Consider the following 12,695-nt stretch of genomic DNA (forward strand, 5'->3'; position numbering starts at 1 on the left):
GCACGATTTTTATTCTGGACAGGCCGAGCGAGAGGCGCTAGACAGGTTGTATCGCACGCGATGGTTCTTCGCGGCACGGTTTTCGGATGCAGCGGCATCCTCACATGGGAGAGAAGATCATGAAGGTTCTCTACGCGACCCAGGCGACGGCGACGGGCGGGCGTACCGGTTCGGCGGCGACGGCGGACGGCGCTCTCAAGGTCGACCTCGTCACCCCGAAGGAGCTCGGTGGTCCCGGCGGCGCCGGCAACAATCCCGAGCAGCTCTTCGCCGCCGGCTATTCCGCCTGCTTCCTCGGCGCCATCAAGTTCGTCGCTGGCCAGCAGAAGATCAAGGTCGCCGACGACAGCACCGTCACGGCGGATGTCGGCATCGGCGCGCGGGATGATGGCCAGGGCTTCGGCCTCGATGTCGCGCTGACCATCAAGCTGCCGGGCCTGGAGCGCGCTGTGGCGGAAGATCTGGTGCAGCGGGCCCATATCGTGTGCCCCTACTCGCACGCCACCAAGGGCAGCCTGGACGTCCGCCTGACCGTCGCCTGATCGCGCCGACGACGCCGACAGAAAGCTGAAACGACACAGGGCCGCTCCTCACAGGGCGGCACTGTTGTTTGTGCGACGGGCGGCGTGTGTGGATCACATCGAGGCCGGCGACACCGCATGCGCCGTCACCTCCAGCCCGCCAAAGCAAAAGGGCCGCCCCGTGAGGAGCGGCCCTTTCCTTTACGTGCCGTGCGGTGCCGATCACTCGGCGGCCGCGGGGCCCTCGATCTGCGGGGCGTTGCTCGCCACGCCGTCCTGCTCGTTCTGCGCGGCGATGAGCTCGTCGCGGCTCGTCGCGGTGACGCGCAGCTTCGCCATCTGGGCGCCGGTGCCCGCCGGGATGAGGCGGCCGACGATGACGTTCTCCTTGAGGCCGGCGAGATCGTCGGACTTGCCGTTGACCGCCGCCTCGGTGAGCACGCGGGTCGTCTCCTGGAAGGAGGCGGCCGAGATGAAGGAGCGCGTCTGCAGCGAGGCCTTGGTGATGCCGAGCAGCACGGGATGACCGGCTGCCGGCTTCTTGCCTTCGGCGACGAGCACCTCGTTGATCTCGTTCAGCTCGGAGGCATCGATCTGCTCGTTGGTGAGCAGGTCACTGTCGCCGGCGTCATCGATCTCGACCTTCTGCAGCATCTGCCGGACGATCACCTCGATGTGCTTATCGTTGATGAGCACGCCCTGGAGCCGGTAGACCTCCTGGATTTCGTTGACCAGGTAGGCGGCGAGCTCCTCGACGCCCTTGATCGCCAGGATGTCGTGCGGCGCGGGATTGCCGTCGACGATGAAGTCGCCCTTCTCGACGAGGTCGCCATCCTGCAGATGGATGTGCTTGCCCTTCGGGATCAGGTACTCGGCCGCATCGTCGTTCGAGTCCTGCGGCTCGATCGAAACGCGACGCTTGTTCTTGTAGTCCTTGCCGAACCGGATCGTGCCGGAGATTTCGGCGATGATCGCCGCATCCTTCGGACGACGCGCCTCGAACAGCTCCGCCACGCGCGGCAGACCGCCCGTGATGTCGCGGGTCTTGGCGGACTCCATCGGCACACGGGCGAGCACGTCGCCCGCCTTGATGTGCGAACCCGGATCGGCCGAGAGGATCGCCTCCACCGGCAGCGTGTAGCGGGCGTCGCCGCCGCGCGGCAGCTTCAGCACCTTGCCGTCGGCACCCTTGACCACCAGCGAGGGACGCAGTTCCGAGCCGCGGCCCGTGCGCCAGTCGGTGACGACGCGCTTGGCGATGCCGGTCGACTCGTCGACCGTCTCGCTCAGCGAGGCGCCTTCGACCAGATCCTCATAGCCCACCGTACCCTCGACTTCCGTCAGGATCGGGCGGGTGTAGGGATCCCACTCGGCGATGCGCTGGCCGCGCTTGATGGCGTCGCCATCATCCACCTTCAGCTTGGCGCCGAACTGGATCCGGTGAGCCGCCTTCTCCGAGCCGTCATGATCGATGATCAGGACGGAGAGGTTGCGGCTCATGGCGATCAGCTCGCCTTCCGAGTTCCGCACCACATTGCGGTTGCGGATCTTCACCGTGCCCTCGAACGAGGCCTCGATGAAGGACTGCTCGGAGAGCTGCGCCGCGCCGCCGATGTGGAAGGTACGCATGGTGAGCTGGGTGCCCGGCTCGCCGATCGACTGCGCCGCGATGACGCCGACCGCCTCGCCCATGTTCACCGGCGTACCACGCGCCAGATCGCGACCGTAGCAGGTGCCGCAGACGCCGTTCTTGGCCTCGCAGGTCAGCACGGAGCGGATCTTGATCTCCTGCACGCCGGCCTTGCTGATGCGCTCGACATCGGCCTCGTCCATCATATGGCCGGCCGGGACGATCACATTGCCGGTCGCACCTTCGATCACGTCCTCGGCCGCGGTACGGCCGAGCACGCGGGAGCCGAGCGTGGCGACGATCTGGCCCGCATCGATGATGGCGCGCATGGCGATGCCGTTCGTCGTGCCGCAGTCGCGCACCGTGATGATGCTGTCCTGCGCCACGTCGACCAGACGACGGGTGAGATAGCCCGAGTTCGCGGTCTTCAACGCGGTGTCCGCGAGGCCCTTACGGGCGCCGTGGGTCGAGTTGAAGTATTCGAGAACCGAGAGGCCTTCCTTGAAGTTCGAGATGATCGGCGTCTCGATGATCTCGCCCGACGGCTTGGCCATCAGGCCGCGCATGGCGGCGAGCTGACGCATCTGCTCGCGCGAACCACGGGCGCCGGAATGGGCCATCATGTAGATCGAGTTGATCTGCTTCTCGCGACCCGTCACCGGATCCTTCTTCACGGCCGAGATCTCGGCCATCATCTCGTCGGCGAGGCGCGCGGAGCACTTGCCCCAGGCGTCGACGACCTTGTTGTACTTCTCGCCCTGGGTGATCAGGCCGTCATTGTACTGCTGCTCGTACTCCTTGGTGAGCGCACGGGTCTCTTCGACCATGTCCCACTTCTTGGAGGGCACCACCATGTCGTCCTTGCCGAAGGAAATGCCGGCGCGGAAGGCGTTGGTGAAACCGAGCGTCATGATGCGATCGCAGAAGATGACCGTCTCCTTCTGACCGCAGTGGCGGTAGACGGTGTCGATCATGTTCGAGATCTCCTTCTTGGTCATCAGCTTGTTGACGACGTCGAAGGGGGTCTTGGCGTTCTTCGGCAGCAGCTCGCCGAGCTTCATGCGGCCGGGCGTGGTCTCATGGACCTTCGAGGCGGGGTTGCCGTTCTCGTCCACGCCGATGTAGCGCCCGCGCACCTTGGTGTGCAGGGTGATGACCTTGTTGGCCAGCGCGTGGTCGATCTCGCCCATATTGGCAAAGGCCATGCCCTCGCCGGGCTCACCCTCACGCATCATGGTCAGGTAGTAGAGGCCGAGCACGATGTCCTGCGACGGCACGATGATCGGCGCGCCGTTCGCCGGGTGCAGGATGTTGTTGGTCGACATCATCAGCACGCGCGCTTCGAGCTGCGCCTCGATGGACAGGGGCACGTGCACCGCCATCTGGTCGCCGTCGAAGTCCGCGTTGAAGGCCGAGCAGACCAGCGGGTGGAGCTGGATCGCCTTGCCTTCGATGAGCACCGGCTCGAACGCCTGGATGCCCAGGCGATGCAGCGTCGGGGCGCGGTTCAGCATCACCGGATGCTCGCGAATGACCTCGTCGAGGATGTCCCACACCTCGGGACGCTCCTTCTCGACGAGCTTCTTCGCCTGCTTCACGGTAGCGGACAGGCCCTTCGCGTCGAGACGCGAATAGATGAAGGGCTTGAACAGCTCCAGCGCCATCTTCTTCGGCAGGCCGCACTGGTGCAGCTTCAGCTCGGGACCGACGACGATCACCGAACGGCCGGAATAGTCGACGCGCTTGCCGAGCAGGTTCTGACGGAACCGGCCCTGCTTGCCCTTCAGCATGTCGGCGAGCGACTTCAGCGGGCGCTTGTTGGCGCCGGTGATGACGCGGCCGCGACGGCCGTTGTCGAACAGCGCATCGACCGCTTCCTGAAGCATGCGCTTCTCGTTGCGGATGATGATGTCCGGCGCCTTCAGCTCGATGAGGCGCTTCAGGCGGTTGTTACGGTTGATGACGCGGCGGTACAGGTCGTTGAGGTCCGACGTCGCGAAGCGGCCGCCATCGAGCGGCACCAGCGGACGCAGATCCGGCGGGATGACCGGCACATGGGTGAGGATCATCCATTCCGGCTTGTTGCCGGAGAGCTGGAAGGCCTCGACGATCTTCAGGCGCTTGGCGAGCTTCTTCGGCTTCAGCTCGGTGGTCGCCTCGGCGATCTCCTTGCGCAGGTTGCCAGCGATCTTCTCCAGGTCCATCGAGCGCAGCAGCTCGCGGATCGCCTCCGCGCCGATCAGCGCGGTGAACGAGTCGTCGCCATACTCTTCCTGAGCGCGCAGATAGTCCTCTTCCGAGAGGAGCTGACGCTCCTTCAGCGGGGTGAGTCCCGGCTCGATGACGCAGTAATACTCAAAGTACAGGATGCGCTCGAGATCCTTCAGCGTCATGTCGAGCAGCAGGCCGATGCGGCTCGGGAGCGACTTCAGGAACCAAATGTGAGCGACCGGGGCGGCCAGCTCGATATGGCCCATGCGCTCGCGGCGCACGCGCGAGAGGGTGACCTCGACGCCGCACTTCTCGCAGATGATGCCCTTGTACTTCATGCGCTTGTACTTGCCGCACAAGCACTCGTAGTCCTTGATCGGCCCGAAGATGCGCGCACAGAACAGGCCGTCGCGCTCGGGCTTGAAGGTCCGGTAGTTGATGGTCTCCGGCTTCTTGATCTCACCGAAGGACCACGAAAGGATCTTTTCCGGACTCGCGATCGAGATCTTGATCTGATCGAAAGTCGGCGCCGGCGCCGCCGGGTTGAAGAGATTCATGACCTCTTGATTCATCGCCGTCTCCTTCGGCTGGACCCCGCTCCCGCCGCCGCGGGTCGCTGAGGTCACAGAAAGTTCTGTCTATGACGAGGGCGAACACGAGGGGCCGCGTCCGGCCCCTCGTGCTGGTCAGTCAGTCGGTCATTCAGCCGCTGGGAGGCTCTCGCCCGCGCCCGGCACCGCCGAAAGGGTCTTGGAGTTCATCAGCTCGACATTGAGGCCGAGCGAACGCATCTCCTTCACGAGAACGTTGAAGCTCTCGGGAATACCCGCTTCGAAGGTGTCGTCGCCGCGAACGATCGCCTCATAGACCTTGGTACGGCCGGCGACGTCGTCGGACTTGACGGTGAGCATCTCCTGCAGCGTGTAGGCAGCGCCATACGCTTCAAGGGCCCACACCTCCATTTCACCGAAGCGCTGTCCGCCGAACTGCGCCTTACCACCCAGCGGCTGCTGGGTAACGAGCGAGTACGGGCCGATCGAGCGCGCATGGATCTTGTCGTCGACAAGATGATGCAGCTTCAGCATGTAGATGTAGCCGACCGTCACCTTACGGTCGAACTGGTCACCGCTGCGCCCGTCATAGAGCGAGGACTGCGCGGACTTGTCGAGACCGGCCAGTTCCAGCATGCGCTCGATGTCCGCCTCGCGGGCGCCATCGAACACCGGCGTGGCGATGGGAACGCCGCGCCGCAGGTTGGAACCGAGCTCGACCAGCCCTTCTTCGTCCAGCGAGGCGATGGTGTCGTCCTCACCGTAGATCTTGCCAAAGGCATCCTTCAGCGGAGCGATGTCGTTCTGCTGATGATACGCCTCGATCGCACGATCGATCACCTTGCCGAGGCCGGCGCAGGCCCAACCCATGTGGGTCTCGAGGATCTGGCCGACGTTCATGCGCGAGGGCACGCCGAGCGGGTTGAGCACCATGTCGACCGGGGTGCCGTCCTCAAGGAACGGCATGTCCTCGACCGGGACGATGCGCGAGACCACGCCCTTGTTGCCGTGCCGGCCGGCCATCTTGTCGCCCGGCTGGATCTTGCGCTTCACGGCGATGAAGACCTTGACCATCTTCATCACGCCCGGCGGCAGCTCGTCGCCACGCTGGAGCTTCTCGACCTTGTCGAGGAAGCGCTGCTCAAGGCGCTTCTTCGACTCGTCGTACTGGTTACGGATCGCTTCCAGCTCGCTCATCATCTGGTCGTCGGCGACGGCGAACTGCCACCACTGGCTGCGCGGATAGTCGGCCAGCACCGAACGGGTGATCGCCGTATCCTTCTTGAAGCCCTTGGGGCCCGCCACGCCGGTCTTGCCGTCGAGCATCTCGGCCAGGCGGCCGAAGACGTTGCGGTCGAGGATCGCCTGCTCGTCGTCGCGGTCCTTGGCCAGACGCTCGATTTCCTCGCGCTCGATCGCCTGGGCGCGCTCGTCCTTGTCGACGCCATGGCGGTTGAACACGCGGACTTCGACGACCGTGCCGGTGACGCCCGGGGGAACGCGCAGCGAGGTGTCGCGCACATCCGCCGCCTTCTCGCCGAAGATGGCGCGCAGCAGCTTCTCTTCCGGGGTCATCGGGGACTCACCCTTCGGCGTGATCTTGCCGCAGAGAATGTCGCCCGCCTGCACTTCGGCGCCGATATAGACGATGCCGGCTTCGTCGAGGTTCTTCAGCGCCTCTTCCGACACGTTCGGAATGTCGCGCGTGATTTCCTCCGGCCCGAGCTTGGTATCGCGGGCCATCACCTCGAATTCCTCGATATGGATCGAGGAGAAGATGTCGCCCTTCGAGATGTTCTCGGAGAGGAGGATGGAGTCCTCGAAGTTGTAGCCGTTCCACGGCATGAACGCGACGAGGATGTTCCGGCCGAGCGCGAGATCGCCGAGGTCGGTCGAGGGACCGTCCGCGATGATGTCGCCCTTCTTCACCCGGTCGCCCACGCGCACCAGCGGACGCTGGTTGATGCAGGTCGACTGGTTGGAGCGCTGGAACTTCTGCAAGCGGTAGATGTCGACGCCCGACTTCGACGGATCATTCTCTTCCGTCGCGCGGATGACGATACGGGTCGCGTCCACCTGGTCGATGACGCCGGTGCGGCGGGCAGCGATGGCCGCGCCCGAGTCACGAGCGACAATCGATTCCATGCCGGTGCCGACGAAGGGCGCATCGGCGCGCACCAGCGGCACGGCCTGACGCTGCATGTTCGAGCCCATCAGAGCGCGGTTCGCGTCGTCGTTCTCAAGGAACGGAATGAGCGCGGCGGCGACCGAGACGAGCTGCTTCGGCGACACGTCCATGAAGTCGACGCGGTCCGGCGTCACGAGAAGAACGTCGCCAGCGTGGCGGCAGACAATCAGATCTTCGGTGAAGCGACCTTCCGAATCGAGCGGAATGTTCGCCTGGGCGACGTAGTACTTTCCCTCCTCCATGGCGGAGAGATAGACCACTTCGTCCTGGACCTGGCTGTCCTTCACGCGGCGATAGGGCGCCTCGATGAAGCCGTACTTGTTCACGCGGGCGAAGGTCGCCAGCGAGTTGATGAGGCCGATGTTCGGGCCTTCCGGCGTCTCGATCGGGCAGATGCGGCCGTAATGCGTCGGGTGCACGTCGCGCACCTCGAAGCCGGCACGCTCGCGGGTCAGACCGCCCGGGCCGAGGGCCGAGAGACGACGCTTGTGCGTGATCTCGGACAGCGGGTTGGTCTGGTCCATGAACTGCGAGAGCTGCGACGAGCCGAAGAACTCGCGCACCGCCGCCGCAACCGGCTTGGCGTTGATGAGATCCTGCGGCATCACGGTGTCGATGTCGACGGACGACATGCGCTCCTTGATGGCGCGCTCCATGCGCAGCAGGCCGACGCGGTACTGGTTCTCCATCAGCTCGCCGACCGAACGGACGCGGCGGTTGCCGAGGTGATCGATGTCGTCGATCTCGCCCTTGCCGTCGCGCAGCTCGACCAGCGTCTTGATGACCGCGAGGATGTCCTCGCGGCGCAGCACGCGCATCGTGTCCGGGCAGTCAAGGTCGAGGCGCATGTTCATCTTCACGCGGCCGACCGCGGAGAGGTCGTAGCGCTCGGAATCGAAGAACAGCGAGTGGAACATGGCTTGCGCGGAATCGAGCGTCGGCGGCTCGCCCGGACGCATCACGCGGTAGATGTCGAACAGCGAATCCTCACGGGTGAGGTTCTTGTCGACGGCCAGCGTGTTGCGGATATAGGCGCCCACATTGACGTGGTCGATGTCCAGGATCGGCAGGTCGTCATAGCCGAGCTCGACAAGCTGCTTCAGCATCTTGTCGCTGACTTCCTCGCCCGCCTCGACATAGATCTCGCCAGAGCTCGGGTTCACGAGGTCTTCGGCGACGTACTGGCCGATCATCTCCTCGTCGGAGATCTTGAGGGCCTTGAGGCCCTTCTCGGCGAGCAGGCGCGCCTGGCGCACGGTGATCTTCTTGCCGGCTTCGATGACGACTTCGCCGGTATCGGCGTCCACAAGGTCCGCGACAGCCTTGTAGCCCTTCATGCGCTTGGGATCGAAAGGCATGCGCCATCCGTCCTTCGTGCGGGTGAAGGAAATGGTCTCGTAGAAGGTGTTGAGGATTTCCTCGCCGTCGAGACCGAGGGCGAAGAGCAGGCTCGTCACCGGAATCTTGCGGCGGCGGTCGATGCGCGCGAACACGATGTCCTTGGCGTCGAACTCGATGTCGAGCCAGGAACCGCGATAGGGGATGATGCGCGCGGCGAACAGGAGCTTGCCCGAGGAGTGGGTCTTGCCCTTGTCGTGGTCGAAGAACACGCCCGGCGAGCGGTGCATCTGCGAGACGATGACGCGCTCGGTGCCGTTCACGATGAACGTGCCGTTCGAGGTCATCAGCGGGATGTCGCCCATATAGACGTCCTGCTCCTTGATGTCCTTGACGGACTTGGAGCCGGTGTCGGGATCGACATCGAACACGATGAGGCGGAGGGTGACCTTGAGCGGCGCGGCGAAGGTCATGCCACGCTGGCGGCACTCGTCGACGTCGTACTTTGGCGGCTCGAACTCATAGCGGACGAATTCGAGCATGGCAGCGCCCGAAAAGTCCGAGATCGGGAATACCGACTTGAAAACCGCCTGAATGCCGTCGTCCGCACGCCCGCCCTTCGGCTCGTCGATCTGCAGGAACTGGTCATAGGACGCCTTCTGAACCTCAATGAGGTTCGGCATCTCAGCCACTTCCTGGATCTTGCCGAAAAACTTGCGGACCCGCTTACGACCGGTGAACGTCTGCGCCATGTCGCTCCTCGCTCCGTCCGAAAAACCGTCGCGTCAGCCGCTCCAAGGGGCAGATGCCCAACAGCCGCGGTGACGCATCACACATGCAACAATACGAGCAGGCGACGGCGCACGGCGCCGTTCCTGCCGGGTTGCGCATCCGACGGCTCGCCGGACGACCCCCATCATCGGGATCGTCGGGGAAGCCGTCGGGGGCCTCCCGCCTCGCCCCATCCCGCCAGGGCGGTGGACGAAGGCAGAGGCCGCCGGGGTTAGCCGGCGGCCTCGAAATGATCGTCAGATCACTTGAGCTCGACCTTGGCGCCAGCCTTCTCGATCTGGGCCTTGATCTTCTCGGCTTCTTCCTTGGTCACGCCTTCCTTGACGGCCTTGGGAGCGCCTTCGACGAGATCCTTGGCTTCCTTGAGGCCCAGGCCGGTGATGGCGCGGACTTCCTTGATGACTTCGATCTTCTTGTCGCCGGCCGCGGCCAGGACAACGGTGAACTCGGTCTGCTCTTCGGCGACCGGCGCGGCAGCGCCAGCCGGGGCAGCGGCAACGGCCACGGCGGCCGCGGCGGAAACGCCCCACTTCTCTTCGAGGAGCTTCGCGAGCTCGGCAGCCTCGAGAACGGTGAGGGAGGACAGCTCGTCAACGAGCTTCGACAGGTCAGCCATTTTACTTAAGTCCTTGGATTTCGGTTCGAACCAGTATTACCGGTAAAGCCTCACGCGGCTTCGTTCTCTTTGGCATAGGCCGCGAACACGCGGGCGAGCTTAGCCGCCGGCGCGGTGCTGAGCTGGGCGATCTTGGTCGCCGGGGCCTGGATAAGGCCAACCAGCTTCGCACGCAGTTCATCAAGGGACGGCATGGTGGCCAGAGCCTTCACACCATCCACATTCAGGGCCGCCTTGCCGAAGGCGCCGCCAAGGATCACGAACTTGTCGTTGGTCTTGGCGAAGTCCACGGCAACCTTCGGAGCCGCAACAGGATCGCTCGAATAAGCGATAATGGTCGGACCCTTCAGCAGGGACGCGACATGTGCGACTTCCGAACCTTCGAGAGCGATCTTCGCGAGGCGGTTCTTCGCCACCTTCACGGTCGCACCGGCCGCCTTCATCTGACGGCGCAGGGCCGACATCTGGGCGACGGTGAGGCCGGAATAGTGGGCCACGACGACGACCGAGGTGTTCTGGAACACATCGGACAGCGACGTGACGAGCTCTTCTTTTTGCGCTCGATCCACTTCACTTGCTCTCCGGTGGCGAGGAAGAAAGCCTTCCCCGCCGGGTTTGCGCCTTGTCACCACCCGGAAGGGCGGCAACGGTTAGCATCCTGTCCCCTTGGGAACCGGTAAACCGGCCAAGGCGCTGGTTCGAGCCGAAATCCAAGTCCCGGAAAACCGGAACCTTTCACGCGGTCGTACCCCGTCTATGCTGGCCCCTGCGGGATTAAGCCACCTCGAATGAGGGGCGCCGGCAGTCTCGGACAGGACTTAAAGCCGGCAGGGCGAGCCCTACCGGCCTCTCCATCCAATTTTACTCGGATGAAAGCCTCAAATTTTATCGACTCGCGCCCGACTCGTCGCCGAGCGCGAAACCGCCCATATAGAGGGTCGTTCTGGATTTGTCACCCCTGATAGCATCCGGGGCTTGACAAATCCACCCTGAGCCGATCACGGCCCCGCGACCCGCGGGGCCGCCGGATCGGGTCATCAGGCCGGGTTCAGGACCGAGGCAGTCTCGACCTTGAGGCCCGGGCCCATGGTCGAGGACACCGCAATGCGCTGGACATAGTTGCCCTTGGCGCCGGTCGGCTTGGCCTTGACCACGGAGTCAGCGAAGGCGCGGATGTTCTCGGCGAGCTTGTCGACCGGGAACGAGGCCTTGCCGATGCCGGCGTGGATGATGCCGGCCTTCTCGACGCGGAACTCGACCGCGCCGCCCTTGGCCGCCTCGACGGCGCCCTTGACGTCCATGGTCACGGTGCCGACCTTCGGGTTCGGCATCAGGCCGCGCGGGCCGAGCACCTTACCGAGACGACCGACGAGCGGCATGAGGTCCGGGGTCGCGATGCAGCGATCGAAGTCGATCGTGCCGCCCTGGATGGTCTCGAGCAGATCCTCGGCGCCGACAATGTCTGCACCCGCCGCCTTGGCTTCATCAGCCTTGGCGCCACGGGCGAACACGGCGACGCGCACGGTGCGGCCCGAGCCATTCGGCAGGTTGCAGACGCCACGGACCATCTGGTCGGCATGACGGGGATCGACGCCGAGATTCATCGCGACCTCAATGGTCTCGTCGAACTTGGCGGTGGCACGCTCCTTGAGCAGCACCAGGGCCTCGTCGAGACCGTAGAGCTTCACCGGATCGATACCGTCGCGCACCGCGCGAACACGCTTGGAAACCTTGGCCATCAGCTCAACCCACCACTTCGAGGCCCATGGAACGGGCGGAGCCCTCGATCATGCGGACCGCCGATTCGACGGTGTCGCAGTTCAGATCCTTCATCTTCATCGCCGCGATCTCGCGCATCTGCTCCTGCGAGATCTTGCCGACGAAGCCGCCCTTGCCGGGGGTCTTCGAGCCCGAGCCGGGCTTCTTCTTCGTGACCAGACCCGCCGCCTTCTTCAGGAAGTAGGAGACCGGGGGGGTCTTGAGTTCGAAGGTGAAGGAACGATCCTGATACGCGGTGATCAGGACGGGGATCGGCATCCCCTTTTCCATCTGGGCGGTCTGGGCGTTGAACGCCTTGCAGAATTCCATGATGTTCAGGCCGCGCTGGCCGAGCGCGGGACCGATCGGCGGGGCCGGGTTGGCCGAGCCGGCCGGCACCTGCAGCTTCACATAGCCGGTAATCTTCTTCGCCATGAAAGGCTCCTGCTGCACTGACGGCTGCCAGGCCATCAGCACAAAACACGCCGTCACGGCCATGTGGAGCCGTGGGCGACGTGGGTTCCGGGTCGCGGTTGCGGCACGTGTGTTCCGGCTGGCGAACCGGACATGCCTCCCGCGGATGTAGGCATCACTTGGGATGCGAGGGTCGCTTACAGCAAAATGCGCGCCAGGGGAAGGCCCCTGCCCTTTTGCGTGCCCCGGTTTAGCGGGCGCGGACTCAGGCGGCGTGGATCAGGCCGCGTCCGGCAGGCGTCGGCCGCCACGGGCACGGCCGGCCTCGCGCGCGAGGATGGCATCGGCGTCGAGACTACGGATCGGCGTTGCCATGTCGCGCGGCACGTCGCCCTCGAGCTGCAGGCTGAGATAGCGCCCGCAGCATACGCGCAGGAAAGAGGCGAAGTTCTCGACCTCGCCATGGGCGAAGGTGAGTTCCTCGTGCAGCTTGGCCAGAAGCTGGGAGACGCTCATCCCGTCGCGCTGGGCGATCTCCTCCAGCACCTGCCAATAGAGGTTCTCCAGCCGCACGCTGGTCGAGAAGCCGCTGAGGCGCACCGACTTCAGCCGCGTCTGCCAAAGCGTGCGGTCGGCCTCGATGAAGAGCTTGCACATGGATCGCCTCCTCGGGATG

The 12,695-nt window shown here is 64.6% G+C and carries 8 protein-coding genes; 1 reads left to right on the forward strand and 7 read right to left on the reverse strand.

Annotated features, from left to right (window positions below):
* Positions 1-119: 119 nt before the first annotated feature.
* On the forward strand, positions 120-542 hold the full coding sequence (locus tag OU996_RS17300; protein WP_267582839.1) for an organic hydroperoxide resistance protein: 423 nt from the start codon (positions 120-122) through the stop codon (positions 540-542).
* A 201-nt stretch (positions 543-743) separates the two neighbouring features.
* Here the strand turns inward: OU996_RS17300 and rpoC are convergent, their stop codons facing one another.
* The 7 genes from rpoC to OU996_RS17335 form a co-directional block, all read right to left on the reverse strand.
* Positions 744-4,934, reverse strand: coding sequence for a DNA-directed RNA polymerase subunit beta' (gene rpoC, locus OU996_RS17305; RefSeq protein WP_267582840.1), 4,191 nt, complete (start codon positions 4,932-4,934; stop codon positions 744-746).
* 126 nt (positions 4,935-5,060) lie between these two features.
* Positions 5,061-9,191 (reverse strand): DNA-directed RNA polymerase subunit beta, encoded by a 4,131-nt coding sequence (rpoB, locus tag OU996_RS17310; protein WP_267582841.1) that lies wholly within the window; start codon positions 9,189-9,191, stop codon positions 5,061-5,063.
* 281 nt (positions 9,192-9,472) lie between these two features.
* Entirely contained in the window at positions 9,473-9,847 is a 375-nt protein-coding gene (rplL, locus tag OU996_RS17315) for a 50S ribosomal protein L7/L12 (RefSeq protein ID WP_267582842.1), read from the reverse strand.
* 50 nt (positions 9,848-9,897) lie between these two features.
* Positions 9,898-10,416 (reverse strand): 50S ribosomal protein L10, encoded by a 519-nt coding sequence (rplJ, locus tag OU996_RS17320; protein ID WP_267582843.1) that lies wholly within the window; start codon positions 10,414-10,416, stop codon positions 9,898-9,900.
* A gap of 468 nt (positions 10,417-10,884) precedes the next feature.
* The gene (gene rplA / locus OU996_RS17325; protein WP_267582844.1) at positions 10,885-11,586 is read right to left on the reverse strand and encodes a 50S ribosomal protein L1; all 702 of its coding nucleotides are present in this window, start codon (positions 11,584-11,586) and stop codon (positions 10,885-10,887) included.
* A gap of 4 nt (positions 11,587-11,590) precedes the next feature.
* Positions 11,591-12,040, reverse strand: a complete 450-nt coding sequence (gene rplK / locus OU996_RS17330) for a 50S ribosomal protein L11 (RefSeq protein ID WP_267582845.1) — start codon at positions 12,038-12,040, stop codon at positions 11,591-11,593.
* Between the two features lie 258 nt (positions 12,041-12,298).
* The gene (locus OU996_RS17335; protein WP_267582846.1) at positions 12,299-12,676 is read right to left on the reverse strand and encodes a ribbon-helix-helix domain-containing protein; all 378 of its coding nucleotides are present in this window, start codon (positions 12,674-12,676) and stop codon (positions 12,299-12,301) included.
* Positions 12,677-12,695: the final 19 nt, after the last annotated feature.

The organism is Ancylobacter sp. SL191 (assembly GCF_026625645.1).
Taxonomy (GTDB): Bacteria; Pseudomonadota; Alphaproteobacteria; order Rhizobiales; family Xanthobacteraceae; genus Ancylobacter.

Excerpts from the sequence above, each read along its gene's own strand:
- OU996_RS17300 (WP_267582839.1), top strand. The coding sequence starts at position 120 with ATGAAGGTTCTCTACGCGACCCAGGCGACGGCGACGGGCGGGCGTACC.
- rplK (WP_267582845.1), bottom strand. The coding sequence starts at position 12,040 with ATGGCGAAGAAGATTACCGGCTATGTGAAGCTGCAGGTGCCGGCCGGC.
- rplA (WP_267582844.1), bottom strand. The coding sequence starts at position 11,586 with ATGGCCAAGGTTTCCAAGCGTGTTCGCGCGGTGCGCGACGGTATCGAT.
- rpoC (WP_267582840.1), bottom strand. The coding sequence starts at position 4,934 with ATGAATCAAGAGGTCATGAATCTCTTCAACCCGGCGGCGCCGGCGCCG.
- rpoB (WP_267582841.1), bottom strand. The coding sequence starts at position 9,191 with ATGGCGCAGACGTTCACCGGTCGTAAGCGGGTCCGCAAGTTTTTCGGC.
- rplL (WP_267582842.1), bottom strand. The coding sequence starts at position 9,847 with ATGGCTGACCTGTCGAAGCTCGTTGACGAGCTGTCCTCCCTCACCGTT.
- OU996_RS17335 (WP_267582846.1), bottom strand. The coding sequence starts at position 12,676 with ATGTGCAAGCTCTTCATCGAGGCCGACCGCACGCTTTGGCAGACGCGG.